Source organism: Thermococcus aciditolerans, assembly GCF_008152015.1.
In the GTDB taxonomy this organism is placed as follows: domain Archaea; phylum Methanobacteriota_B; class Thermococci; order Thermococcales; family Thermococcaceae; genus Thermococcus; species Thermococcus celericrescens.
Window position 1 is genome coordinate 598,708 of sequence record NZ_CP041932.1, and the last position, 25,218, is coordinate 623,925.

Genomic DNA, 25,218 nt, shown 5'->3' on the forward strand with positions numbered 1-25,218 from the left:
GCGTTAGAATAGGCACATCATGTTCTTCTGAGATCGAGCGAGCTTTTCCCTGGCCCCAGTGATTACATCCCCAATAAACGGAGAACCATCTCTAACTTCTATATAGCCGCGTTTTTTGGCATTTTTTATAAGCTCATCAGCCTTTTTATTTCTGGCAATGAGTATCGTCCAACCCGGTTTCGTCTCAACGACTCCAGCGGAGATATCACTCCAGCTGCCAGTGTAATCTGTGCATACCAAACAGCCAACTTGGAGATACCGATAAATTTCCCTGATCGAGAGTCTCAGAACTCCTCTGGGATGATGAACCTCTATAACGTCTCCTCTGAGAACTATATCCCTCACATCTCGTCCCTTTATACCATGATTCATATGTAGGTAGTTTATGAATGTCTCAAAGGCAAAGGTGCCCATGCAGAACAGGCTTATGATGTATTCAATTCTCTCACCGAAGTCCGTCTCCAGCATTGGAAAGTCCCTCATCTGACCAAAGAACTGTGCCTGGCAGGGCAAACAGACCACAGCGACTTGATTGAGGTTATTTTCTTCTATTTTTGTCTTTATCCGGGATGCAAAGGGCACAATGCTCCATTTATTGCCTACCGTTGCTAGGAGTTCTTTCCTGCTTCTTGCGACCACGGCTTTGCCCTCAAGTCCGTTGGTTCTCTTTGCAGTGACAACACCGTCTATAAGGCCCTCGTCAAGGGCATAGTTCAAGATGGCAGTCACAGCACCACCGCTTGCCACTTTTGTGTTGAGGACTTCCCCATCAGTCGCCTTAGCAAGGTAAATGTTGAGTACGTGTCCTACAAAGGAGTCAGCGACGTTGATCATCAGAACCACCTCCAAGTGTTAAAATCTGAGTGGCCCGGGGACATCGAATATAGCACGTCCCGCACCGTATGCACCTTTCCTGGACGAGATTTGGCCGTTTATCTACCAGCTTGAGGGCATGGGTGGGACAGGATAGTTCGCATGCCCCGCAGCCGATGCAGAGGCCAGTAAGTACTACATCATCCAAAAGGTCAAAACCGCTTAGTTTCTTTATACCCCCGCAAATTCTAAAAAGCTCCAGTCTTCGTTCGTCTTCATGGAGATAAAATCTGAAAAAGGACTGGAGCATCAGCGGCGCTGGGGGGCAGCCCGGAATGGAGTAATCAACCTTTATAATGCTGTTTATTGGCTGAAAGCTCCTGTGGTCTGGTCGGGGGTCTTGACCACCACGACAGAAGCGTAGAATTCCGCCGAATGCGGCACACGAACCGTAGGCAACGACAACATCGGAGATTTCCCGGATATATTTGAGTTTATCAAGTATTTCCCTTTCGTTCACGCATACACCCCCAGTGATGACCGCAACGTTGTAACCGTCCGATTGGGGGTACCTGTCCACCATATATGGAGTGTCCAGTTTGACGATATCCTTGATTTCAGGATATGCACGCACGATGCTCACACTGCATCCTGCACATCCACCAAAATCCCTGTGGAGAACATCAATCCTTTCCATGGTCTCACCGCCTTAGCCTGACAACGTGTGTTGTACATGGGATGCATGGATCATAAAGCCTCACAACGGCCTCAGCAGCCTCAACACTTAACCCCTTTATGGATTCTTCCATGACGGGGATATTGAACATCGTAGGGACAACTATCCTCGAATAGAGTGTCCTTCCCTCCTCTCCAAGTTCAACAATATGCACCAAAGTTCCCCGCGGGGCCTCATAGACACCGACGCCCTTACCCGGTCCAAAAACAATGTTCTGGTTCCTGAATGGTTCCTTCATATCAAGGGAATCCAGGATACTGCTCAATCTATGGAGTGCAATGCTGACGTCATCAACCCTCGCAGTGTGGAGGTCGTAGAGCGTCGAATAGCTCTTTTCCCGATAGGTACTCAACCTGGCCCTGGGGCCAACTTCAACAGGTTTCCCCTTGTACATCGCTATCATGGTAGTCGATTCCTTGGAACTGGGGTTATCTTTCCGGAATTCGTAGTATGGAATCAGCTTTATCTTATGAACATCGATGTTGAATCTATCGCCGTAGAAGAGTCCACTGGATAGATACCGGTTATCGAGTTTCTTTTCCCTCAACTCCATCGCAACATCAGTTTGAATGTCCTCGTCAACTAGCAGGTGTGCCAGCTCATTCCACGAGCGGAGCGTCTTGGGTAGTCTGGCCTTGAGGTTATTGAATACGCTCCACTTGGGGACGGGGTTTATGCCTCCAACCGTGAGATTGGGTGGATGGGTCATGGCCCCCCCGAGTTTTAGCAGAAAGTCGCCGATTTTTGTGTGGAAATCAATCAGCCTGAGGATTAACTTCTCCCGCTCTTCAGGCACTACCAAGTCAGGGACCACCATGAGGAATTCGAGTAGATGACTCTGAATCCTGTTGATGAGCCCAAGTGCCTCCCTCAGGAGCACTCCATTTTTAGGAGGCTTTACTCCAATTGCATTTTCTATGGCCTCCGCTGCAGCTATGCCATGGGAGGCGTGGCATAGGCCGCATATTCTCATGACAGCCTCCACAACGAAGAATGGGCTCTTCCCGATGACCATTTTTTCAAATCCCCTGACTGGGGCGGTGGATATGAAAAGGGCGTCCTGGACTTCTCCCCCCTCCTCGTACATTACAAGTTTTGCATCCCCAGATACTCGACAGACTTTGCCGAGTTCAATTCCCCCCAAAATGATCTCCCCCGATTTTCTTCTCAATTCGACCTGCAAACAAGCTAATAAAAAGATTTTTTGAACCAAAGGTTAAAAATAAAATACTCATAAAGCAAATAGAATATAAAATGATTAAATCAAAAGGGTAGAAGAAAGCGTCTCCTTATCCTCTGCCGATAGGGTAAAGTGAATCACGGTATATAGACGCTATTCTCTCCCGGGTAGCCTCCACTGGGGCCATGGAAAGGAGCAGGTCAAGGCTCGGGGTCGTCATGGCCAGCTGTGTTAGCCTGTCAACATCCGCCTCAGTGAACCCGACATCCGCGAGCTTTTCAGTGATGCCGATGCTGAAGAGCCACTCCTCCACCCTCCTGGCGACGAGTTCCACCTCTCCCGGGACACCCTTGGCCTCGGGGACGAGCGGCCTGTACACCTCGGCAAGTACCTTCGCGGTGGCAGGGTAGATGTGCCGGATTACCGCTGGAAGGAGCATTGCAAGGCCAAGGCCGTGGGGCAGGTCCGGCTTGACTGCGCTCAATGGGTGCTCAAGGGCGTGCGTAAAGTGAAGCAGACCATTGTCGAAGCTTATTCCAGCTATGGCAGAGGCGTAGAGCAGGGCATACCTGGCCTGCAGGTTGTCCGGATGATTGAGAGCCTCTGGGAGATAGTTAAATATCAGCCTCGCAGCCTCTTTGGCGAGAAGTATTGAATATGGATTGGCTACCTTGGTTGTGGCAGCTTCGGTGATGTGATTGAGTGCATCGATGGTCACGTACAGGGTCTGCTCCGGAGGAAGCTTTGTTGTTAGTGCTGGGTCATCGATTGCGTAAAGGGGGTAGATGCAGTCGTAAGCTATGGCCGGTTTGTACTCCTTCTCAGGAATCGAAGCCACTGCGAACCTGTCAACCTCGGTTCCGGTTCCATGGGTTGTGTTTATCGCTATTATTGGCTTGGCCTTTACCGGGGTAAACCTGAACTCGTAGAGGTCTCTGGCGGTCTTGTCTGGGTACTCCAGCAGAATCGCAACGCTCTTGGCACTATCGATAGGGCTGCCGCCACCTATGCCTATGACAGCCTGAGTCCCAAACTCTCTTCCCATCTCAGCCGCCTCGTCGATCATGTCAACTGTTGGGTTGGCCCCCACCTTGTCGTAATGAACATACTCAACGCCATTTTCCTCGAGGGCAGGCCTGACAACGTCCCATGCGCCGCACTTCTTGTAGGAACTCTTTCCAGTAACGAGGATAACCTTGTCCACGCCCTTCCCCTTAAGCTCCCGAACAATATCGTTAAATTTGTGTATGGCGCATAGACCAAAGTAGTTGGTTGTTTTGCACCTCATCTCGAAGACTTGGTTTATCGAAACGTGGGATTCCCACACCATCGCAGACCCTCCAAATGTACTCATTCGTATATAGTAGAAGCCCAATAAAAGGTTTTTTTGGACCAAATGTATACAACCATAAGTTTGTAACTTAAGGTGTGATATTTGGATCTATACTCGCAATATTCGAACGTTTAATCAGAATAAACACTTATAAATGTTACGACAATATTGTCAGAAAGATGTTTTGTTTTCTCAACCCATGATGGGTAAATTATGATGTTTAATTAAACAAATTAAAAACAGACCGCTAAAGCATTCTCCCCACCCCCTCCAAATTCATGGAAGATATCCTTTCTCTTGCTATCTTCTCCGCGGTTCTTCTCATTATTCTGTCCTCAATCTCCTCAGATTCGCCAAAGAATATTGCCTCGGCGGGGCACATTTCCCCACACGCTGGCTCCATGCCCTCGGCCCTCCTCGCGGCGCACATGTCGCACTTGGTCACCACACGGATTCTGACGTTGAAGCTCGGAACTCCAAACGGGCAGACGGCAAGGCACATCAGGCAGCCTATGCACTTCCCGGGGTCTATTATCACCGCCCCCTCGTGGTCCTTATATATCGCTCCAACGGGACATATCTCAAGGCAAGGGGCCCTCTCACAGTGGCGGCAGTTTATCGGCACCGGAAGGCCCGAAACAGTGTAGTATATCCTTATGTTGGGCTTTCCATCGTGGATAAAATCACACACCCCTTGGCAGGTTTCACAGCCAATGCAGAGGCTGTAATCAACGTGGAGTATCTTCTTTGCCACATCACTCACCCCCCATCATCCACATGTGCATGCTTCTCGCGGCGTAGAGACCATCTTTAACAGCCTGTCCTACTTTCGACGGGCCCGTGACGACGTCTCCCGCGGCAAATATGCCCTCCACGCTCGTCATGTGTCTCTCATCCACGACCACTCTGCCCTTTTTGTCCCTGGCTATCTCCACGCCCTCTCCGGCAGGCGGTGTGGGGGTCTGCCCCACGGCAAATATGACGTAGTCAACCTCCAACCTGAACTCCGAGCCTTCAACAGGTACTGGCCTCCTTCTCCCGCTCGCATCGGGCTCACCAAGCTCCATCCTGACCATCTCGACGGCCCTTACTTTTCCATCTCCTATGATTCTGACGGGCATGGTTTTTTCGAGCCACTTAACCCCCCTCTGGATGAGCTGATGTATCTCATACGGGCCGGCGGGGGCTTCCTTTATGCTTCTCCGATAGCTGAGGTATACCTCATCAGCCCCAAGGAGAACGCTCTCAAGGGCCGCGTCCACCGCCGTGTGTCCCGCACCAACAACGAGGATTTTCTTGCTCTCAGGATGTATTATGTCCGTCCACTCCATGTGTCCGAGCTTAGCGCTCTTTATTCTGAACAGGTATTCCAGCGCGGGATACACCCCTTGAAGTTCAGCGCCCTCAAGTTCAGGTGTCCATGGCTCCCATGCCCCCGTGGCTATCAGCACCGCGTCGTAATTCTCCTTAAGCTCCGCTATGTGCACAGTCTTCTCAACGAACTCGTCTCCTGCCTCATGTCCACACTCACCGCAGATCACCTTGGTCCTGGGGAAAAACTTGACCTCGAAGAGATCCTTGAGCTCACCACAGCCCTCTCTAACGCGGTATATTGGAATCCTGAACTCGGGGATTCCAAAGAGCATCAAACCCCCCGGCTCGGGGAGCTTGTCGTAGACGTGCACCTCGTGCCCCTGGCAGACGAGGTAACCTGCAGCGCTTAAGCCGGCAGGACCGGCCCCCACTATGGCCACCTTCTTTCCGCTAGGCTCTGGCCGGGACTTGCACAGAAATGCAAACCGCATTCCGCTCATCTTTCCACCTCCATAACATCAATAAGCCTTAGGTTCCATACTGTTGGGTAGGCGCCTTTCATCTCCACAATCCCCTTGAGTGTCCTAGAAATCATCCCCTCTGGGTCGTAAAGAACTCGAAAGTCACCAAATACCTCGGGATGGAGGTTGTGGAGGGAATTTGCCGGCACCACAATCACGTCCAGTCCCTCCCACTTTTCGGCGGCATCGGCGAGTAGCTCCGCCTTGTCCCCCTCTTTCAAAACCACAAGCCATGTCTCGCCCAGGAGTGCAATCCCGAGCAGGTTTTCACCGTAGTGCCTTCTGAACTCTCCAATCATCTACTTCACCCCCGCGATGAGCGCAGCCCGTATGTAACCCTCCACGTCCTTCAGCTGGGCCACGGCAGGGTTCACAACTCTATCGACCAGAATTGGAGAGAGTACCCCGAGAACCAGGCACGCAAGGGCGAGCGTCACAAGTACCGCCACCATCGAACGTGATTCATGGACCTCCCCCTCCCCATCCGGCTTTTTGATCCATAGCCAGTAAAGCATCCTCATATAGCTCACCAGAGCAAATAGACTTGATAACAGAAGTACTGCAACGAGAACAGGGCTTTTCTCTACGTAGGCCCTGTAAAGCAAAAGTTTGCTGAAGAAAACGTTTGTAGGGGGCAATCCCACAAGGCTCATCGTGGCTATCGCCAGGCTCACCGTAGTGAAGGGCATACTTTTTCCAAGCCCCTTTAGCTCATTCAGCTTCCTGCTTCCCGCCGTATGGATGAAGACCCCTACCGCGAGGAAGAGGAGAGCTTTCGCTATCGCGTGGTTTACCATGTGAAACACTGCGCCGGCGGTTCCGGCCTCGCTGTTCACTCCCACGGCCATCGCCAGGTAGCCCATGTTGAGTATTGTTGAGTAGGCTACTATTCTCTTGACATCGTCCTGAACGGTCATTGCGATGGATGATAAAAGGGCAGAGACCGCCCCGAGAATGAGGAGTAGCGTGCACATGATATCGCCAATATGAGAAACTTCCGGGACATAAGTCAGGCTGAGGAATCTCATAAATCCATAAATTCCAGCGTTGACCACCAGGCCAGACAGTACGGCTGAGACAGGACTTGGAGCCGCGGAATGGGCCCCTGGAAGCCAGAAATGGTTCGGCATTATCGCGGCCTTTATCGTGAAAGCCCACGTTATCAGCGCCATTGAAATGGCGAGGATGGGAACAGTGCTGTTCAAGGGTGTTGATATTGGGAATCCAATTCCGTGTAACTTCGCAGAGATGTCTGCAAAGTTCACTGTGCCAAGCCCCCGGTAGATCAGCACTAGGGCAAGGAAGTAGAGAGTCGTTCCTATGGAGCTTATTATCGCGTACCTGAGGCCAGAGTAAGCGGGATAGCCGTCCTCCGTGTAGAACATCACGAGGCCGTATGATGCTATCGCCGTCACTTCGAGCATCACGAACAGATTGAACGCGTCCCCCGTCATGAATATGCCGAGGAGACCCGCCTCAAGGCCAAGGTAAAGGGTGTAGAACCACTCCACACCGTCCTCACGACCCAGGTAGCGGACCGAGTAGACCGCCGTGAGGAACATCAGTGAGGCCGTTACGAGCACCATAACCGCCCCGAACCTGTCCACCTCATAGATTACACCGACCGGCGCCTTCCAGCCGCCGAAGGAATAGGTTAACGGGAGCTCAGAGGAATAGACATCCCTGAAGAGCTCAACCCCCATCACGAGCGTTGTTCCGGTAATGAGTAGGGCGTAGCCAAAGGTAAAGCGCCTACTCTTAATTATGGTAGAGAGTATGGGGAGTATGAAAGCGAAGGCCATTGGAATCGCGGGCAGTATTAATGGATTCATGCTCCTCCCCCCTCGAAGATTTTCTTCGCGTTTTCCTCGAACTCTTCGAGGATTTCCTCCCTGCGTTTTTCAAGGTCCGATGTGGAGACGCTTATCCAGTTCACGTACACACAATGATCGTCCATGTGGACTGTCACGGTTCCGGGAGTATTGGTTATTGAAGCGGCAACGAGGAAACGGGCGTATTCGTCTCCCAGGTTCAGGGGCACTTTAACGATACCCGGCCTGACATCCCCACTAAGTATCCTCCTGATGACGTCGGCGTGGGCCTTCGCCTCGATTACCGTGATGTACTTGAGAAAGTAGAGTGCAAAGCGCGCCCATCTCGCCGGATTCAGGGCCTTGCTGGGGTTACTAACGAGGTGCTTCCCGAAGAGCAGTCCTGCCGCAAAGGCAGTTATCGCACCGGTGATTATGTCGTAAGCTGTTATCGAGCCAGTTATGATGATGTAGGTTACGAACGCCGCAATCATCACAGGGACAGACCTCATTCCTCCCACCCCGCAAGCTTCCGGACATCAACCGTCCCGTATTTCCTCTGGATGTGTATCACACCATAGGCCATGAGGACGGTAACCGCAAGGCCGATAACTATCGCAGTTATCGTCAGCGCCTGAGGGAACGGATCAACGCCTCTCTCCACGAGCTTCGTCACACCTTCACTCGAGTACTCAGTTAAAACCGGAGGAAGGGGGTTTTTGACGTCCCTGTAACCGAGGAATATGACAAGGACGTTCACCATATCTGAGAACAGGGACAGGCAGAGCACCTTCTTAACGAGGTTTGGCCTAACCGCCACTCCGTAGAGCGCTATTAGCATGGTGGCTACCGTTGCCGTTATCACCAGAGACGCTGCGAGGCTCATTGCCATCCCTCCTCCGGATTCGCAAGGAGAAGAAAGATTATCGTAAACCCTGCCCCAACGGCTAAGAACTCGGCCAGATTATAGAGAAGCAGGCTTCCGCTCACGAGGAGTCCCCCCACCTTGACTGGATAAACGGGCAGGTTCTGCATAAAATGGAGTCCCCTCAGTAGGGGGTACACCGCGACGCACACTATGGTCAAGAGCCCCGCGGTTCTTATCCCAAGTGCCCGCGTCTTTGTTATCCCGTTCCTCTCAAGGGCCTTCTTGGAGAAGCCGACTATGATGAGCAGGGAACCAGCGGCGAGCATTGAACCCCCCTGGAAGCCGCCACCCGGGGTGAGGTGCCCGTGGAACGCCACCGAAGCAGACGCCACGAACGTGATGAAGGCCACGAGCTTGACCCCCGTTTTAACTACCTCTGTGAACCCTTCTCCCCGGGATTTCGGCCCGTTAAAGCTTCGGAACACCGAAACCGCACTTATTATGGCAAGAAAGAGCACTGCCGTCTCGAAGTACGTGTCAACGCCGCGGTAGTCCCACAGGATTGACGTGACAACTTCAGGCGAGCCGGCTGAACGTTCGCCGAGGTAGCTGTTCCCCAGGTAGAACTCACCAAGCGCCCCGACACCGACGATGCCTTCGACGTGGGGCTGGAGCAGGTATGCGGCGGAGAGTGTAATCAGCATGATCACCAGCATTCCAGCGATCCTCAATCACACCACCTCTTCCCGAGTTGTTTTGCTAACGAGAAACACCATCAGGCCCGTGGATAGAGCGACGGAAATGGCAACGTAGGCGAGTACTATGTCAGGTGCCATGAGGGTGTACGCTGCGAGGATTACGAGACCACCAAAGAGCCCGGTGTAGAGGATGGCCCTCAGCAGATCCCTCTCCGTGACCACAAGGTATGCGAGCCCAAGGCAACCGAGCAGGGCAAGGGCCGCAAGCTCAATCATCCCAACCCCCTCCAAGCTCGTTGTGCTCAATCTTCACCACCCCCGCCCTCTCAGCGGCGTAGGCAAGCGCATGGCTCCCAACGGATGTCGTTATCAACAGGGTGAATGCACTCAGGAAAGCCACCCCCGCCACGGAGAGCAGTCCCCTGTCGAGAGCAATGAGGCCTGCCCCGATGAAGGGGTAGAACTTTCCCCCCACCGTGCCAACGGTTGCAGCATGGAGCCTTAGGTAGAAGTTTCCAAAGCGATGCATCCCGATGGCCCCAAATATATCACAGACTGCCCCTACGATGAGCAGTACAACCCCGACGAGCGAGAGTATCATACCCCCACCTCCCCTTTAACGAGGTACTTTGACGCGAACACGTCGAGCACGAACGCCCAGAGAACAAGGAAGAAGGCTCCCCCCGCGAGCAGGTTGTTTTCGTAGTACACTGATACAAGGAGTGCAATCAAGGCGACGTCAAGGCTTACACAATCTCCCGCGAGTATTGAATCGAGAACCGTGGGGCCCAGTAGCACCCTTATGAAATAGACTACCCCGGCAACTCCGTAGAGCGCCATCAGGACGGGAATTGTGTGCTCAAACATCAGGAACCCACCCCACCGTGATTTCTCCTTTCCTGAGGGCCTCCAGATGTTTTTCTACGATCCTCCTGTCCTCCCTGGGGAACGCTTCGATGTCAAGGACACCTTTCTCCAGCAGACTCGCGGTTTCGGGACTTATCTCGCAGATTACCTCCTCAACCAGTGCACTGGACTCGAAGTGGTCCAGCACCCGGGAGACCTCATTTTGGAAGCCCAACGAGCGCCCTCTTCGCAGCAAGTATGCCCTCATAAGTTCTCACCACCTCAAGATAGTAGGAATAAAGCTTCTCAAGGCCGTATCTGAGCCTAGAATCGCCCTCGTCATTTATGGTCTTCTCAACGAGTTTTTCCAGCTCTTCTTTGCTTTCGGAGCTTTCAACGAGTTCCATAAAGCGCTTGAGCAGAGAGTAACCATCGAAATAGCCCAGCTCCTTCCTTATCCTTGCGCGGAGAAGGACCTCTACCCACGCGTTGAAGCTCTCCCTCGGGAGAACGAAGGTGCCCTCACTGAACCGCCTTCCCCTGACTTTTTTCTCCACGATGTTTTTGAGGAGCGCAATGCCGTAGAGGATTTCCTCTGGCCTCGGGGGGCATCCTGGGATGTAGAGGTGCACAGGCAGGAACTCTGAGGTTCCACCCTTCAGAGGGTATTCAAGAGACTCCCTGTACTCGCGCCTCAGGGCGTAGCTGTCGTGAAATATCCCTCCGGAACACGCACAGGTTCCTACGGCTATGACAATCCTCGGCTTTGGTGGCATGGCTTCGTAGGCCATCTTGGCCGCATGGTATGCCTGCCTCGTTAAGGGTCCGGTGACCAGGAGGGCGTGGGCGTGCCTCGGCGTTGGGACGAGCTTTACTCCGAGCCTCTCTATGTCATAGTATGGGGTGAGCACGTCTAGTATCTCTATGTCGCAGCCGTTGCAGGCCCCGGTATTCACGTGGAAGACCCAAAGGGATTTCATCACGGCTCCACCTCCCCGAACTTGGTGGCATTGAGTACCGTCAGCTTCAGCTTGCACTCGGAACAGAGGGGGAGTTTTTCCCTCACCCTGTCAAAGTCAAGGATTCCCCTCGGAATCAGAGACAGTACCTTCTCCACCTGCCTTTCAGTGTAGCAGGTATACTTCCCGCAGCCCCTGCACCTGGCGAGCCTCAGCTCAACAATCTCCACGTGATCGTTCCTGTCATCGGTGGCGGCCTCAAACTCCGCGGTGAGCCTGACCGCACCCGTCGGGCAGACTTCCTCGCAGCGGGCGCACCTTATGCACCTGCCCACGTCGAGCACTATCCTTCTCGTCCCGTTTTCGGGGTCGTCTATCCTCAGTATCGCGTTCGGCGGACAAGCGTTGGCGCAGGCACCGCAACCTATGCAGAGCACGGGGTCTATCCAGGGGATGCCCCTGTATTCCGGAGGAGCTTCTTCGGGCTCGAATGGGTATGCTTTGGTCACCGGCAAATTCCCACCCCCAGCCGCACCACCTTTGACTTTCCACTCTCGATATCAACCACCTGAACCCTCTCGGTGCAGGAGTAACACGGGTCGATGCTGGCTATAATCAAAGGTGCGTCCGCTATCGTGTAACCGACGAGCATGTCCGGCACAGTTTGCAGGTTGTTGTATGTGGCGGCCTTCACGCGCCAGCGGTAGATGGTATTTCTGTCCCCCGCCAGGATGTAGTGCACGTTCTCACCTCTGGGGGCCTCCACGGCGGAGATGCCTTCTGCTCCCTCCGGGATATCCCCAAAGTCCGCTAAGATGCCCCCGCCGGGCATCGCGTCGAGAACCTGCTTAATTATTGAGATGCTCTGCCGTACCTCCTCTATCCTAACAATGGCCCTCGCCAGAACGTCCCCTTCCGTCTCGACCGGAACTTCAAAGCTCAAATCCCTGTATGCAGCGTAGGGAAAGTCCCTCCTGACGTCGTAGTCCACACCAGACGCCCTTGCAACCGGCCCACACGCGTCCCAGGCCCGCGCCTTTTCTTTTGACAGCACTCCAACCCCCTCACATCTTTTGATGAACCCGGCGGAGGATAGGAGGAACTCCACAACATCGTTGAATTCCCTCTTCATTACATCGAGTTCCCTCTCCACAAGCTCCCTTCGGTAATCAAGGAGGTCTCTCCTCACGCCTCCAACGACGACGAGCCCGTAGGTTTTTCTGTTCCCGGTTAGCCTCTCAGCCAGCCACATGACCCTCTCCCTTATACGCCAGACTTCCATGAACGCGGTGTCAAAGCCCACAAGATGTGCCGCAACACCAACCCACAGGAGGTGGGAGTGGAGCCGTTCAAGTTCGAGAAGCAGTGTTCTGATGTACTCGGCCCTCTCAGGAACTTCTATTCCGGCGGCCTCCTCTATTGCCTGGGCGTAGGCCGTTGAATGACAGAAACCACATATCCCGCAGATTCTCTCGGCTATGAAGCACACTTGGTTGTAGTTCAGCCTGCCCCTCGCGAGCTTTTCAATTCCCCGGTGGGAGTAGAAGCCCCTGTAATCGACACCTACAATTTCCTCCCCCCTGACAAAGAGTCTGAAGTGCGCCGGCTCGTCGAGGGCGATGTGGTACGGCCCTATCGCGTGAACACTCGTGCCTTCGGGAGGTCGGGCGTAGGGATACCTCTTCTCGCCCGGCGGGCTTTCCGAGTACTTGAAGTCCTCCCTGAGGGGATAAACACCCTCCGGCCAGTCGTCGGGCAGTATCAACCTCCTCCGATCCGGCAGACCCTCCGCCTCAACGCCGAGAAGATCCTGAACTTCCCTCTCGAACCATAGAGCGCCCCTATGGAACTGGGCCACGCTCGGAAACACCGGCTTGTCCTCGGGGACGTATAGCCTCACGCCCAGGAGTTCTCCCTTAGAGGTATCCGCGAACCAGTACGTTATGCTGAATGCATCTTCGACCGCCCTTTCGTCAGTCCCAACCATTGTAAAGAGCCTTACATTCTGCCCAGCGAGAAGGGACCTAACCATATTCTGAAAGTCCTCTGGCCTCGCCATTATCGTGTACAGCACTTTTTTCTCGCCGAGAGTTCTCTTTTCAAGGATCGGCCCAAACCTAGCCTCAAACTCCGCTATCATATTACCACCCCATCCATCCAACGAGCAGGAAGAAAATTCCGAGGGTCAAGGCCATGGTCCCATTTCTAACGGCCTGATCGATGCGGTAACGGGCACTCATCGCCTCATACACGACCATTCCAAGGAAAAGGAGTGCAAACGCACCGCACTGGAACAGTAACACAGTACTACCGCTCACGAATGGAAGGACGAGCATTGACGCCAGCAACCATATCATGGCGAACCGCTTTATCTGGAACGCCCACAACATAATTGCAAACAGTCTTCCGCTGTACTCAGCAAGGGGACCACCGAGGAGCTCCGTTTCCGCTTCGGCTATGTCATACGGCACGAAACCAGCCTCAACGTACGTCAGATAAATCAGCAGAAGGTATGCGCCGAGTACTGATATTGAGGGTTTTAATGCTGACGCCATGCCCTCTATGGTTAAAGCACCGGTTTTCATCGCGAATATTCCAATAACAACCGCGAAAAGCGGTTTGAACACTATGGACATCGTGACCTCCCTGCCGGCACCGGCAGATGTGTAGGAGCTGGGAACGCTCAGAGCCCCCATCACGACAGCGGCTGAGAACATCGTGAAGACGTAGATAAAGGCTATGACGTCCCCCTCGAACCCAAAGGGTGCCTTTTCTCCAAAGGGCAGGAACAGGAGCATCCCTATGGCGCTCACAAAGGCGATGTAGGGGGCCAGTCTGAATGTCAGGGAATCCACGGGGGAGTTACATTCTATCCTCAAAAAGCTCAGCAGGTCGTACCAGCTCTGGACAATCGATGGGCCGACACGCTTCTGAATCACTGCTCGGACCTTTCTTGCAACCCCATCAATGAAAGGGACCATCAGAGGCACGATGATTGGGGCGGCGTCCTGAGCGTTCATCCTATCACCCCCACGAAGGCTAGGAACGCGATTACCATCGCCACGAGCACGAGGAAAGTTGTCGCGAGCATCCCGTTCAGCTCCTTCGACAGCTCCTTGAAGCATGCACCGAACCCGCAGGAGAGCCTGATCAGCGGCATGAACAGTGCCTCGTCAATGTAACCCCCTCCAGTCGAACGGTAGAACCTGCTCCCGGATAGTGCCAGGGACTGGATTCTGTCTCCCGCTGCCGAGATCCTCTGCACTGCCCCCGAAACGCCGGTGTACATGTGCTCCGGCTTTATCTCAAACTCCTCTACGGGTTCCCCGTTGGTCCAGACTCCGCTCTCCCTTGCCCGGGGAGGCAGCGCCACGAGCAGGGACGCAATGAGCACAGCTATTATCAGGGTGAAGAGCGGGAGGTCAAGCGTTGCTGGGTAGGGAAGGCCCACTGGGCGCAGGAGCATACCGGGAACAACACCACCCACAACGCAGAGGAACGCAAGAATCCCCTCGCCAAGAAGCATTGGTAAGGGAGCCTCCTCGGCTTCGACGTTTGGCTCGCAGGTAAACACACGGTAAAGCTTGAGGTAGGCCGCCAGGGTGAGCGCGCTCCCGAGGAGTGCAACTGCACCGCCCGCCACCAGGAGAGGGTTCTTCGATAGGAATGTCGCCCTGTAAATCAGCCACTTGCTCGCAAAGCCATTCAGGGGGGGTACACCTGACACTGCAAGGATTCCAACGATTGACAGCCTGAACGTGATAGGCATCTCTCTTGAGAGCCCCCTGATGCCCGTGTCCTTCCTTCCTGTTGCGTGGAGGATGTTGCCAGAGAGCATGAAAAGGAGGTTCTTGAACAGCATGTGGTTGAAGGAGTGCAGTAGGACGGCTGTTATGGCCACTTCCTTGAGCTCCCCCGAAAGGAGCAGGTACGCCCCAATGGCGAGGAATATGTACCCCATGTTGTCGATGCTTGAGTAGGCCATCATCCTCTTGATGTCCTTCTGGTTGAGTGCCAGCAACGAACCGAGGGCGATTGTGACGATTGAGAGCACCACAAGCGGGACCGCTATTGAACCCGCCCTATCGAACGTTTCCAAGGTTCTTAACATCCCATAGACCGCCATTTTGAGCATAACCCCACTGAGGAGTGCCGAAACATTACTCGGTGCAACGGGATGGGCCTCAGGGAGCCAGAAATGCAGGGGAAAAATGCCCGCCTTTGCTAGGAACCCCACGGTCAATGCCCAGATCACCCATGAGGGAACTACAGTACCGCTTAGCGCCGAATAGTCGAGGGTTCCCGCATGACTGTAGACATAGCCCAGCCCCATAATCAGGGGTGCAGTGTTCAGGGCGTGCATTGCAACAAGGTACACGACGCTGGCCCTCAGGGTTTCCCTCCTCTCGTGGTTATACATGATGAGGACGTAGGAGGCGGCCGTCATCAGCTCCCAGAAAATCAGGAGCGTGAGGAAGTCCCTGGCGAGGACTATCAAGGCCATAGAAAGCACAAATAGGGGGTATGCTGCGGTCACGAGGTGCCTCCTGCCCATATAGGAGAGCGAGTACACGGAGACAGCAAAGCCCGCCACCCCCACGAGTATGGCGAAGAACCTGGACAGTTCATCGGTGGCAAAGGCAACGGTGATTCCTGAGATGGCGGTGTGGAAGACAATTCCCCGGGTAGCCTCAACCACCAGGGAAATGGACGCGAGCGCCGAGAGAACGCTCACTACCTTTGAGTTTCTGGACACCAGTCCTACGATGATAGCCAGGAGAAACATCAGCGCAAATATCATTGTACCACCCCCAGAAGGGCGTAGCCAATAAAGGCGGACGTGAGGGAGAGGAGGATAAGCGAACACAGTGCCCCACTTACGATTCCGTCCACCCTTCTCGGCTCCCCTTCACTGAATATCATGGAGTTGATACTCCTCAGTGCTGAGTACAGAAGAACTACCGAATCCGCGAGAACCACGAGGAGGAGCAGGATTCCGAGCGGGACATCGTACATCTTCCCGGCGTTGAGGTATATGTAGAGCTTGCTAAAGAACACCCCAAACGGGGGCAGGCCCGCGAGTCCAAGTAGGGAAAAGCTCCATGAGTATGCCAGGAGGGGGGTTTCCTTCAGGCCCTTTATCCTCCCCATGTCCAGCGTCCCGTAGTAGTAGGTAAACGATCCAGCCGTCAGGAAGGCCAGTCCCTTGAGGTAAGCGTGGTTCATTAGCTGAAAGAGCGCGGCTTTAATTCCGAGGGGGCTTCCGAGGACGGCAATGGCGACACCGGTGTACATTATGGCACACTCCGCTATCGTGGAATACGCCAGCAGTTTCTTGGCATCGCTCTGCCTCGGATACTGGAGCATTGCAACGGTGAGGGTTGCCACGAGAATCAACGCCATGGGGTAGAAAACGGTGACTGGGGGCTCCATGAACTGGACGACCCTTATCAGAAGGTAGACCCCCATCTCTACCATGGCTGCGCCATGGAGAAAGGCACTTGCCGGGGTCGGGGCCTCCATTGCGTCCGGGATCCACGAGTAGAGCGGAAACTGGGCGCTCTTGGTAAACGCGGCCACCATAAAGCACAGGAACAGTATCATCTTCTCCCTCTCAGGAAGTGCTCCCAGGAAGTCAAGCCCAAGGTCCCCATATTTGATTCCATACGCCACCGCTGTGTAGAAACCGATTATGGCCCCGAAGTTGGGAATCAGCAGGGCCTTGAGCGCCGCCCGTTCCGCCCTTTTACTGCCATAGAACCCCACAACACCCCAGCACGCGAGGCTCATAAGCTCAAAGAATATCAGCATCTGGAGCACCGTGGAGGAGTATATGAAAGCCAGCGTTGAACCAAGGAACAGCATCATCCAGCCGTAGAACCGGCCCTTCTGCCCCCTGTGTGGGTGGCCGACGTTCTTTTCATCCATATAGCGGACGGCATAGGTCAGGAACACCGCCCCCGCCGTGGAAACAACGAACGCCGTGAAGACGCTCGTGCCGTCTACCCTAAGGCCGTAAACCTCCCCAAATCCATTCATGTCAAGGAACACAGCGTGAATCGGGTCTGGGGAGCGGTAAAACACCGCCGCAACAAGAACCTGAATCAGGGAAGACAACCAGAGCAGGGGGAGCATTACCGTGTCTGCCCTCCTGTCATCGAGCACAAAGCATACAACCCCCAGATAGGCGAGCGCTATTGAAGAGAGTACGAGCGCAATCATGGCCCACACCCCATCATGTCTTCAACTTTCCTGATGAACTCCTCCCTCCTGACGGCAGCCTCCTTCAGCTTCATCCCCACTATCTCCTCCTCGGTGGCTAGAATCAGCGCATCCATTGGGCAGGTCTCAACGCAGGCTGGAAGCTTGCCCTCCGCCCTCCGGTTGGCGCAGAGGTCGCACTTCACCATGACCTTGAGGCGTTCGTCAAAACGCGGTGTTCCAAAGGGACAGGCGATAGAACACAGCATGCAGCCAATGCATTCATGGTATTTAACGCGAACGGCCCCGTCCTCGTCTCTGTAAAGCGCCCTCGCTGGACAGATGAGCATGCAGGGGGCGTTCTCACAGTGACGGCAGTTGAAGGACATCATCATTAGTTCGGACGTCTGCACGATGGATATGTTCGGCTTCCCGCTGTGCTCCCTCGCGCAGGCCGCCTCGCAGGAGCCGCAACCTATGCACCTCCTGAAGTCAATGAACACCTTCTTCACATTTCATCCCTCCGAATCCTGCAGGGGCAGGCCTTGGATACCAAAAAGTTCCTAAGGGGCCCTAACGATAATGCGGCCCGCACGAGGTCCCAGTGCACCACAACGACTCCCTTGAGCGTGCGGTTTGAGATTTTAGCCCTTACAACTATCTTGTTGTCCCCGACTTCAATCGCAATCTTGTCGTCGCTTGAAACGCCGAGGCGCGATGCATCCTCGGGGCTTATGAGGGCGGTATCAGTCTCCCCCATTCTCCCGGCCAGTAAACCCGGCATAAATCGACCGGAATGCCCCCGAATGAGAAGTATCTCCCCTTCAGGAGGCCTGGATGGAATTACGGAGGCAAACCTTCGCTTTACCCCGGGAGATCTTTCGAGTAAAACACCTTCTGGAATCCCCACTAGCTTCCTCGGCCCAGGATATTCCGGAATAAGAAGGCTTATCTCCCTAAGCACCTCTTCGGGAAAGGTATAACCGAAGCTTGGGAGGTTCATGGCCTTTCCAATCTCCCCAAGAATCGAAACCGCACCCCGCGCTTCACCGGGAGGTCTTTTGGCTTTTCCACACCACAGAACCCTTCGTTCGAAGTTCGTCGTCGAGCCGCCTTCCTCGTAGAGAAGAGCACTTGGAAGGATTATATCGGCGAACTTGGCCGTCTCGGTCATAAACGAGTCCTGCAGAATAACGAATTCCGCGTTCCTCAGGGTATCGGGGGCATCCGGGATATGGCGGGTTAAATCCGCCCCGAGGATGTAGAACACATCAATACCACCATCCAGCATTTCAGGGAGCGATTTCCCGGGGTTAGGATTCAGACCCTCAACAAGCCATGCCTTCTGAAAATCCCCTCTTTCACCGCAGGGGATATAACCCGGGAGCAGGTCGGGAATGAGTCCCATGTCGAGGATACCCTGGGAGTTCCCGTACCTCGAGATGGGAAGAAACTTCATTCCTGAAATGAAGGTGAGCGTGATTAGAGTCCTCACGCAGGAGGCACCGTTTTCATTCATTGTAACTCCTGAACCCCAGAGAATGATTCCATGGGAGGATCTGAGGATTTCCTGTGCAACGGCGTCTATAACCCTCTCCTGAACCCCCGTCAGCTCCTCTCCATACGACGGAGGGAACCTCGATACGAGTCTTAGGACGTCCTCCGGAAGGACTGCCCCGAAGCGTTCGTCGGTTTTTATCAGGTGGTTCATAATGGAGAGCGCGAGGAAGACGTCCGTACCCGGCAGGGGCCGAAGGTGGAAATCGGCAAATTTCGATGTTCTCCCGGTTACAGGATCCACGAGAATTACCCTCGCCCCACGCTCTCTTGCCCTGGCAATCCTCCCGAGCAGTACCGGGTAATTTCCCGCCAGATCTGCTCCCCAGACTATGATCAGGTCTGCCCCGTCGATATCCGTAAAGGTTGCCCAGTGGCCCCACGCGTCCATTTCAAGAACCGCCCTAATCGAAACCCCATGGGAAAGGGAGGCGGTTGTATCGACGTTGTTGGTACCAAGCAACCTGGCAAGCTTCTGAAATAGATACGCCGACTCATTTGATACAATCTCCCCACCTATGAAACCAAGCATCTCAGGGTCATCGCGGGCGTATTTAGATAACTGAAAACCAACCTCACGAAGGGCGTCCGTCCAGCTAATCTCAACAAACTTTCCTTCCTCCAAAGCCCTCATAGGGCGTTTTATTCGGTTACTCCCAACGCCAGGTTCGAACATCAGATTTCCCCACGAGCAGAGCTTGCCGGAGCCATTAGGGACGTCCAAATCTCGAAGATAATTTATCTCATGGGGACGTGAATGTTTTTTCTTCACCCCCATCCGGCAACCAATGCCACAGTGAAAGCACGTGACGATGGTGCGCATCCAGCTCCCTCCCAGTGATGAACACGATGGAACATATCATCATTTATGTTCATTCAGAAGTTGTGATAACTCCACTTAAAGGGCTTTCCAAAACCGTATTTCCAAAACTAAAGGTTCTGGAGCCTTAAAATCAGAAATGCACACTTAGATTCCGGCGTGACCAGAAAAAAGAATAAACTCTTTTGTTTTATATCCCACATGATACGAAAACAAAACCGTTTCAACCTTTGGTTTAGAATTTTCGGGTTTAAAAACGCTTTTTTAACCTCCGGAGAAGCCTCAATTGAGGGGATAAACATGAGCACATGTATATTTATGTTCACTGGAGGTGGTTGGTTTGAGATATGTTAAGCTCCCGAAGGAGAACACCCACATTTTCCTCGAGAGGCTGAAGGAGTGGGGCAAGCTCTACGCCCCGGTTAAGATATCCGAGAAGTTCTACGACTTCAGGGAAATAGACGACGTCAAAAAGGTAGAGTTCAGCTACAACAGGACGATAATGCCGCCGAAGAAGTTCTTCTTCCTTCCTAGGGAGAAGCTCTTCGAGTTCAACCTCACCAAAGCCGAGTACAAGGAGGTCATAGAGGACGTCGAGCCCTTCGTGCTCTTCGGTCTCCATGCCTGCGACATCTTCGGCCTCAAGGTGCTCGACACCGTGTACCTCGACGAGCTCCCGGACAAGTACTACAAGGTCCGCAGGGAGAAGGGCATAATCATAGGCATCAGCTGTATGCCCGACGAGTACTGCTTCTGCAACCTGCGCGAGACCGACTTCGCTGACGACGGCTTCGACCTGTTCCTGCACGAGCTTCCGGACGGCTGGCTCGTCCGCGTCGGAACCCCGACCGGCCACAGGATAGTGGACAAGAACATCAAGCTCTTCGAGGAGGTCACCACCGAGGACATCTGCAACTTCCGCGAGTTCGAGAACAAACGCTCGAAGGCCTTCAAGTACCACGAGGACTGGAGCAACCTTCGCTACCTCCTCGAGCTCGAGATGGAGCACCCGATGTGGGACGAGCAGGCTGAGATATGCCTCGCCTGCGGCAACTGCAACACCACCTGCCCGACCTGCCGCTGCTACGAGGTGCAGGACATAGTCAGCCTCGACGGTGAAACCGGCTACCGCGAGAGGCGCTGGGACTCCTGCCAGCTCAGGAGCCACGGCCTCGTTGCAGGAAACCACAACTTCAGGCCAACCAAGAAGAGCCGCTTCATGAACCGCTACCTCTGTAAGAACTCCTACAACGAGAAGCTCGGCATAAGCTACTGCGTCGGCTGCGGAAGGTGCACCTACTTCTGCCCAGCGGGCATAAGCTTCGTGAAGAACCTGCGCACGATCATGGGACTTGAGGAAAAGACGTGCCCAGGAGAGGTAAGCGAGGAAATCCCGAAGAGGGGATTCGCCTACGCCTCGGAGATAAGGGGTGAGGACATATGAGCGAGATAGTTCCCAGGGAGATTATGATGCCAGAGGAGAACCCCTACGCGCTCCACAGAGCGAAGGTTCTCAAGGTTTATCAGCTGACCGAGACCGAGAAGCTGTTCCTGTTCCGCTTCGAAGACCCCGAACTGGCCGAGAAGTGGACCTTCAAGCCCGGACAGTTCGTCCAGCTCACAATCCCAGGTGTCGGCGAGGTTCCGATAAGCATATGCTCCTCCGCGATGAGGAAGGGATTCTTCGAGCTGTGCATCAGGAAGGCCGGAAGGGTCACCACGGTCATCCACAAGCTCCAGCCCGGTGACACCGTCCTCGTTCGCGGCCCCTACGGAAACGGCTTCCCCGTTGACGACTGGGAGGGAATGGACCTGCTCCTTATAGCTGCAGGCCTTGGAACCGCCCCGCTCAGGAGCGTCTTCCTCTACGCCATGGACAACCGCTGGAAGTACGGCAACATAACCTTCATCAACACGGCCCGCTACGGAAAGGATCTCCTGTTCTACAAGGAGCTCGAGGCCATGAAGGACCTCGCCGAGGCCGAGAACGTCAAGATAATCCAGAGTGTCACCCGCGACCCCGAGTGGCCGGGACTCCACGGAAGGCCGCAGAACTTCATAGTTGAGGCCAACACCAACCCGAAGAAGACCGCCATAGCCATCTGCGGTCCGCCGAGGATGTACAAGTCGGTCTTTGAGTCCCTCATCAACTACGGTTACAGGCCTGAGAACATATTCGTCACGCTGGAGAGGAAGATGAAGTGCGGAATAGGAAAGTGCGGCCACTGCAACGTCGGAACGAGCACGAGCTGGAAGTACATCTGTAAGGACGGCCCGGTCTTCACGTACTTCGACATAGTATCAACGCCTGGCTTACTGGACTGAGGTGGTGGAGATGGAAGGAAAGGTCAGAATTGGGTTTTACGCTCTCACCTCATGCTACGGCTGTCAGCTCCAGCTGGCCATGATGGACGAGATACTCCAGCTGCTCCCGCACGCGGAAATCGTCTGCTGGTTCATGCTTGAGCGCGACAGCTACGAGGACGAGCCTGTGGACATAGCCTTCATCGAGGGAAGCGTCTCCACCGAGGAGGAAGTCGAGCTCGTCAAGAAGATACGCGAGAACGCGAAGATAGTCGTGGCGGTTGGCTCCTGTGCAATCCACGGCGGTGTGCAGAGCTGGGAGAAGGACAAGAGCCTTGAGGAGCTCTGGAAGACCGTCTACGGCGACGGAAAGGTCAAGTTCGAGCCGAAGATGGCCGAGCCGGTCGAGAACTACATTAAGGTTGACTACCGCATCTACGGCTGCCCGCCGGAGAAGAAGGACTTCCTCTACGCCCTCGGTACCTTCCTCGTCGGCTCGTGGCCGGAGGACATAGACTACCCGGTCTGCGTCGAGTGCAGGCTGAAGGGACACCCGTGCGTACTCATAGAGAAAGGAGAGCCGTGCCTTGGCCCGATAACGAGGGCCGGCTGCGACGCGAGGTGCCCAGGCTTTGGAGTGGCGTGCATCGGCTGCAGGGGAGCGATAGGCTACGACGTTGCCTGGTTCGACTCACTCGCCAGGACGTTCAAGGAGAAGGGAATCAGCAAGGAGGATATACTCCAGCGCATGAAGATGTTCAACGCCCACAACCCGAAGCTCGAGGAGATGGTTGAGAAGATATTCCAGGGGGTGGAAGAATGAAGAACCTTTACCTTCCCATCACCGTTGACCACATAGCGCGCGTTGAGGGCAAGGGCGGCGTTGAGATAGTCGTCGGCGACGAGGGTGTCAAGGAGGTCAAGCTCAACATCATCGAGGGGCCAAGGTTCTTCGAGGCCATCACCGTGGGTAAGAAGCTCGACGAGGCCCTGGCGGTCTACCCGAGGATATGCTCATTCTGTTCGGCTGCCCACAAGCTCACCGCGGTGGAGGCTGCCGAAAAGGCGATAGGATTCACCCCGCGCGAGGAAATCCAGGCACTCAGAGAGGTCCTCTACATCGGCGACATGATAGAGAGCCACGCGCTCCACCTGTACCTCCTCGTCCTCCCGGACTACCTCGGCTACTCCAACCCGCTCAAGATGGTTAACGAGTACAAGAAGGAGATAGGCATCGCCCTCGACCTAAAGAACCTCGGAAGCTGGATGATGGACGAACTCGGAGCGAGGGCGATACATCAGGAGAACGTGGTCCTCGGAGGCTTCGGCAAGCTGCCCGACAAGGCCACCCTTGAGACCATGAAGAAGCGCCTTCAGGAGGCCCTCCCGAAGGCGGAGTACACCTTCGAGCTGTTCTCCAAGCTCGAACAGTACGAGGAGGTCGAGGGGCCGATAATCCACATGGCGGTAAAGCCGAGGGGAGACGTCTACGGTATCTACGGCGACTACATCAAGGTGAGCGACGGCTTCGAGTTCCCGGTCGAGGACTACAAGAAGCACATCGTCGAGAAGGTCGTTGAGCACAGCTTCGCCAAGCACAGCTTCTACAAGGGCGAGAAGCCCTTTATGGTCGGTGCGCTTCCGAGGCTGGTCAACAACGCGGAGACACTCTACGGAAGGGCCAAGGAGCTCTACGAGAGCCACAGAGACCTGCTCAGGCCGACCAACCCCTTCGCGAACAACCTCGCCCAGGCGCTTGAGCTGGTCTACTTCACGGAGAGGGCTATAGACCTCATAGACGAGGCCCTCGCCAAGTGGCCGATAGCACCGAGGGACAGGGTTGAGGTGAAGGATGGCTTCGGCGTCAGCGCCACCGAGGCTCCGCGCGGAATCGTCACCTACGCCCTTGAGGTCAAGGACGGAAGGGTTGCCTACGCGGACATAATCACGCCGACGGCCTACAACTTCGCCATGATGGAGGTCCACGTCAGGATGATGGCGGAGAAGCACTACAACGACGACCCGGAGAGGCTCAAGTACCTCACCGAGATGGTCGTTCGCGCCTACGACCCGTGCATCTCCTGTTCAGTGCACGTGGCGAGGCTCTGATTTCTCAACTTTTTTAAGGGCTGGTGACAGAAAAATACCGGGGGTATTATGGCCGAGGAAATCGTTGATGTTGTTATACACGTGAAGGTACCCAAGAAGTACGCCGAGACCTTCAGGAAGGACGTTGAGGCTATGGCATGGTATCTCTCTCACAAGGACGAACTCTTTGAAAACATGAAGAAGCTTAAGGGCGTCATAAAGACCAATAAATCCTGGAAGGAGCTCAAGAGGGAAATCTATGAAGGAATTGCTGATTGATAGCTCCCTCATCGTGGAGTACTTCAAGGGTAGCGAACGGGCGGTTGAACTCTTTGAGTCCTTTGAGAACGAAGATGTTGCCCTTTACATAACCGAAACTGTGTTTAGTGAGGTTACGTATCTGCTCCTCGGCTACTTCTCAAAACTCGCACCCAGGACCCTCAAAGGAAGGAAGGACAAACTGCCGCCGGAGATTCAGGCTGTTTTCAAAGCTCTGAGATGCTTTGGGTTCATTGGGTCCACGCAAGGGACGGTCTTCAAGGCCATAGAACTCATCGAGAAGTACGCCATGCTCCCTAACGATGCACTGATTCTTGCAACCTGCATCGAGCACGGTTTTGCACTGGCGACTCTCGATGACGACTTTCCTGGCCCCGCGAAGGCGGAAGGTGTTGAACTTATAACGGGGTGATTCCATGAGAACCCTCATCCTTGCCCTCGGCAACGAACTGATGAAGGACGATGGAATAGGACTGAAGGCCGGCAGAATACTCTCGGAGAAGGGGTACAACGTCCTCGACGTTGGCACGGACATATTCATGCTCTCCGCCCATTACATGGGTGAGGAGAGGCTGATAATCATAGACGCGATCCTGAGCGAAAAGTTCCGGCCGGGCGAGATAATTCACCTGAGGGGAGAGCAGGTCTTCGATAAGCTAAAGGCCGAGATAAGGAGCGCCCACTTCATGGGGGCCATAGACGGGCTCAAACTCCTGATGGCGATGGACGAGCGCCTCGCCAAAGCGGATATACACTTCATCGGCGTCGTTGCCAAGGAGATAGACCTTGGAATGGAGCTCACCGAGGAAGTTGAAAATGCCCTGCCAAGGGTCGTCGAGCTGGTTGAAGAACTCTGCAAAGAATGAATTAAATAATTGAACAATCAAAGA

The 25,218-nt window shown here is 54.3% G+C and carries 30 protein-coding genes; 7 read left to right on the forward strand and 23 right to left on the reverse strand.

Annotated elements, in window-relative coordinates:
• Nucleotides 1-3 precede the first annotated feature (3 nt).
• From FPV09_RS03250 to FPV09_RS03360, 23 genes are all read right to left on the reverse strand, one after another.
• Nucleotides 4-834, reverse strand: a complete 831-nt coding sequence (locus tag FPV09_RS03250) for a Coenzyme F420 hydrogenase/dehydrogenase, beta subunit C-terminal domain (RefSeq protein ID WP_139680598.1) — start codon at nucleotides 832-834, stop codon at nucleotides 4-6.
• Nucleotides 818-1,510 carry an NADH-quinone oxidoreductase subunit B family protein gene (locus FPV09_RS03255; RefSeq protein ID WP_139680597.1) on the reverse strand — a complete coding sequence of 231 codons (693 nt, stop codon included), beginning with the start codon at nucleotides 1,508-1,510 and terminating at the stop codon, nucleotides 818-820. The genes FPV09_RS03250 and FPV09_RS03255 overlap by 17 nt, the downstream gene beginning before the upstream one ends.
• Before the next feature lie 4 nt (nucleotides 1,511-1,514).
• Nucleotides 1,515-2,732, reverse strand: a complete 1,218-nt coding sequence (locus tag FPV09_RS03260) for a nickel-dependent hydrogenase large subunit (RefSeq protein ID WP_246112306.1) — start codon at nucleotides 2,730-2,732, stop codon at nucleotides 1,515-1,517.
• 106 nt (nucleotides 2,733-2,838) lie between these two features.
• Entirely contained in the window at nucleotides 2,839-4,059 is a 1,221-nt protein-coding gene (locus FPV09_RS03265; RefSeq protein ID WP_246112307.1) for an iron-containing alcohol dehydrogenase, read from the reverse strand.
• A 250-nt stretch (nucleotides 4,060-4,309) separates the two neighbouring features.
• On the reverse strand, nucleotides 4,310-4,816 hold the full coding sequence (locus FPV09_RS03270; protein WP_048056508.1) for a 4Fe-4S dicluster domain-containing protein: 507 nt from the start codon (nucleotides 4,814-4,816) through the stop codon (nucleotides 4,310-4,312).
• Nucleotide 4,817: 1 nt separating this feature from the next.
• The gene (locus FPV09_RS03275) at nucleotides 4,818-5,876 is read right to left on the reverse strand and encodes an FAD-dependent oxidoreductase (RefSeq protein WP_148882367.1); all 1,059 of its coding nucleotides are present in this window, start codon (nucleotides 5,874-5,876) and stop codon (nucleotides 4,818-4,820) included.
• Nucleotides 5,873-6,196, reverse strand: coding sequence for a hypothetical protein (locus FPV09_RS03280; protein WP_148882368.1), 324 nt, complete (start codon nucleotides 6,194-6,196; stop codon nucleotides 5,873-5,875). Before FPV09_RS03280 ends, FPV09_RS03275 begins: the two co-directional genes overlap by 4 nt.
• Nucleotides 6,197-7,729 carry a proton-conducting transporter transmembrane domain-containing protein gene (locus FPV09_RS03285; protein WP_148882369.1) on the reverse strand — a complete coding sequence of 511 codons (1,533 nt, stop codon included), beginning with the start codon at nucleotides 7,727-7,729 and terminating at the stop codon, nucleotides 6,197-6,199.
• A complete protein-coding gene (locus tag FPV09_RS03290; protein ID WP_148882370.1) occupies nucleotides 7,726-8,220 on the reverse strand; it encodes a Na+/H+ antiporter subunit E in 495 nt (164 codons plus the stop codon). Before FPV09_RS03290 ends, FPV09_RS03285 begins: the two co-directional genes overlap by 4 nt.
• Entirely contained in the window at nucleotides 8,217-8,594 is a 378-nt protein-coding gene (locus FPV09_RS03295) for a sodium:proton antiporter (RefSeq protein ID WP_139680593.1), read from the reverse strand. Before FPV09_RS03295 ends, FPV09_RS03290 begins: the two co-directional genes overlap by 4 nt.
• Nucleotides 8,591-9,307: a Na(+)/H(+) antiporter subunit B gene (locus FPV09_RS03300; RefSeq protein ID WP_148882371.1), complete on the reverse strand. Its 717-nt coding sequence runs from the start codon at nucleotides 9,305-9,307 to the stop codon at nucleotides 8,591-8,593. Before FPV09_RS03300 ends, FPV09_RS03295 begins: the two co-directional genes overlap by 4 nt.
• The gene (locus FPV09_RS03305) at nucleotides 9,308-9,550 is read right to left on the reverse strand and encodes a hydrogenase subunit MbhD domain-containing protein (RefSeq protein WP_058939506.1); all 243 of its coding nucleotides are present in this window, start codon (nucleotides 9,548-9,550) and stop codon (nucleotides 9,308-9,310) included.
• Nucleotides 9,543-9,875 (reverse strand): monovalent cation/H(+) antiporter subunit G, encoded by a 333-nt coding sequence (gene mnhG, locus FPV09_RS03310; RefSeq protein ID WP_148882372.1) that lies wholly within the window; start codon nucleotides 9,873-9,875, stop codon nucleotides 9,543-9,545. The genes FPV09_RS03305 and mnhG overlap by 8 nt, the downstream gene beginning before the upstream one ends.
• Entirely contained in the window at nucleotides 9,872-10,141 is a 270-nt protein-coding gene (locus tag FPV09_RS03315; RefSeq protein WP_139680591.1) for a monovalent cation/H+ antiporter complex subunit F, read from the reverse strand. The genes mnhG and FPV09_RS03315 overlap by 4 nt, the downstream gene beginning before the upstream one ends.
• On the reverse strand, nucleotides 10,134-10,328 hold the full coding sequence (locus FPV09_RS03320; RefSeq protein ID WP_240703293.1) for a hypothetical protein: 195 nt from the start codon (nucleotides 10,326-10,328) through the stop codon (nucleotides 10,134-10,136). Before FPV09_RS03320 ends, FPV09_RS03315 begins: the two co-directional genes overlap by 8 nt.
• Before the next feature lie 10 nt (nucleotides 10,329-10,338).
• A complete protein-coding gene (locus FPV09_RS03325; RefSeq protein WP_148883654.1) occupies nucleotides 10,339-11,100 on the reverse strand; it encodes an NADH-quinone oxidoreductase subunit B family protein in 762 nt (253 codons plus the stop codon).
• Nucleotides 11,100-11,588 carry a 4Fe-4S dicluster domain-containing protein gene (locus FPV09_RS03330; protein WP_394343842.1) on the reverse strand — a complete coding sequence of 163 codons (489 nt, stop codon included), beginning with the start codon at nucleotides 11,586-11,588 and terminating at the stop codon, nucleotides 11,100-11,102. The genes FPV09_RS03325 and FPV09_RS03330 overlap by 1 nt, the downstream gene beginning before the upstream one ends.
• Nucleotides 11,585-13,219, reverse strand: coding sequence for a hydrogenase large subunit (locus FPV09_RS03335; RefSeq protein WP_148882373.1), 1,635 nt, complete (start codon nucleotides 13,217-13,219; stop codon nucleotides 11,585-11,587). The genes FPV09_RS03330 and FPV09_RS03335 overlap by 4 nt, the downstream gene beginning before the upstream one ends.
• 1 nt (nucleotide 13,220) lies before the next feature.
• Nucleotides 13,221-14,099 (reverse strand): respiratory chain complex I subunit 1 family protein, encoded by an 879-nt coding sequence (locus FPV09_RS03340; protein WP_148882374.1) that lies wholly within the window; start codon nucleotides 14,097-14,099, stop codon nucleotides 13,221-13,223.
• A complete protein-coding gene (locus FPV09_RS03345; RefSeq protein WP_148882375.1) occupies nucleotides 14,096-15,880 on the reverse strand; it encodes a proton-conducting transporter transmembrane domain-containing protein in 1,785 nt (594 codons plus the stop codon). Before FPV09_RS03345 ends, FPV09_RS03340 begins: the two co-directional genes overlap by 4 nt.
• Nucleotides 15,877-17,301 (reverse strand): hydrogenase 4 subunit D, encoded by a 1,425-nt coding sequence (locus FPV09_RS03350; RefSeq protein ID WP_148882376.1) that lies wholly within the window; start codon nucleotides 17,299-17,301, stop codon nucleotides 15,877-15,879. Before FPV09_RS03350 ends, FPV09_RS03345 begins: the two co-directional genes overlap by 4 nt.
• On the reverse strand, nucleotides 17,298-17,792 hold the full coding sequence (locus FPV09_RS03355) for a 4Fe-4S dicluster domain-containing protein (RefSeq protein WP_058939516.1): 495 nt from the start codon (nucleotides 17,790-17,792) through the stop codon (nucleotides 17,298-17,300). Before FPV09_RS03355 ends, FPV09_RS03350 begins: the two co-directional genes overlap by 4 nt.
• A complete protein-coding gene (locus FPV09_RS03360; protein WP_168194721.1) occupies nucleotides 17,789-19,615 on the reverse strand; it encodes a molybdopterin oxidoreductase family protein in 1,827 nt (608 codons plus the stop codon). Before FPV09_RS03360 ends, FPV09_RS03355 begins: the two co-directional genes overlap by 4 nt.
• A 382-nt stretch (nucleotides 19,616-19,997) precedes the next feature.
• Between FPV09_RS03360 and hydB the strand changes: the two genes are divergently transcribed.
• Genes hydB through FPV09_RS03395 form a run of 7 tightly spaced genes read left to right on the forward strand, consistent with a single transcriptional unit; the run spans nucleotide 19,998 to nucleotide 25,194 of the window.
• Nucleotides 19,998-21,101 carry an NADPH-dependent hydrogenase/sulfhydrogenase 1 subunit beta gene (hydB, locus tag FPV09_RS03365; RefSeq protein WP_148882378.1) on the forward strand — a complete coding sequence of 368 codons (1,104 nt, stop codon included), beginning with the start codon at nucleotides 19,998-20,000 and terminating at the stop codon, nucleotides 21,099-21,101.
• Nucleotides 21,098-21,982: an NADPH-dependent hydrogenase/sulfhydrogenase 1 subunit gamma gene (gene hydG, locus FPV09_RS03370; RefSeq protein ID WP_148882379.1), complete on the forward strand. Its 885-nt coding sequence runs from the start codon at nucleotides 21,098-21,100 to the stop codon at nucleotides 21,980-21,982. The genes hydB and hydG overlap by 4 nt, the downstream gene beginning before the upstream one ends.
• 10 nt (nucleotides 21,983-21,992) lie before the next feature.
• Nucleotides 21,993-22,784, forward strand: a complete 792-nt coding sequence (gene hydD / locus FPV09_RS03375; protein WP_148883655.1) for an NADPH-dependent hydrogenase/sulfhydrogenase 1 subunit delta — start codon at nucleotides 21,993-21,995, stop codon at nucleotides 22,782-22,784.
• Complete coding sequence (hydA, locus tag FPV09_RS03380; RefSeq protein WP_058939521.1) at nucleotides 22,781-24,070, forward strand: NADPH-dependent hydrogenase/sulfhydrogenase 1 subunit alpha; 1,290 nt, start codon at nucleotides 22,781-22,783, stop codon at nucleotides 24,068-24,070. The genes hydD and hydA overlap by 4 nt, the downstream gene beginning before the upstream one ends.
• 48 nt (nucleotides 24,071-24,118) lie before the next feature.
• Nucleotides 24,119-24,328: a hypothetical protein gene (locus FPV09_RS03385; protein ID WP_148882380.1), complete on the forward strand. Its 210-nt coding sequence runs from the start codon at nucleotides 24,119-24,121 to the stop codon at nucleotides 24,326-24,328.
• Complete coding sequence (locus FPV09_RS03390) at nucleotides 24,309-24,740, forward strand: type II toxin-antitoxin system VapC family toxin (protein WP_148882381.1); 432 nt, start codon at nucleotides 24,309-24,311, stop codon at nucleotides 24,738-24,740. The genes FPV09_RS03385 and FPV09_RS03390 overlap by 20 nt, the downstream gene beginning before the upstream one ends.
• Nucleotides 24,741-24,744: 4 nt before the next feature.
• Complete coding sequence (locus FPV09_RS03395) at nucleotides 24,745-25,194, forward strand: hydrogenase maturation protease (RefSeq protein ID WP_148882382.1); 450 nt, start codon at nucleotides 24,745-24,747, stop codon at nucleotides 25,192-25,194.
• Nucleotides 25,195-25,218: the final 24 nt, after the last annotated feature.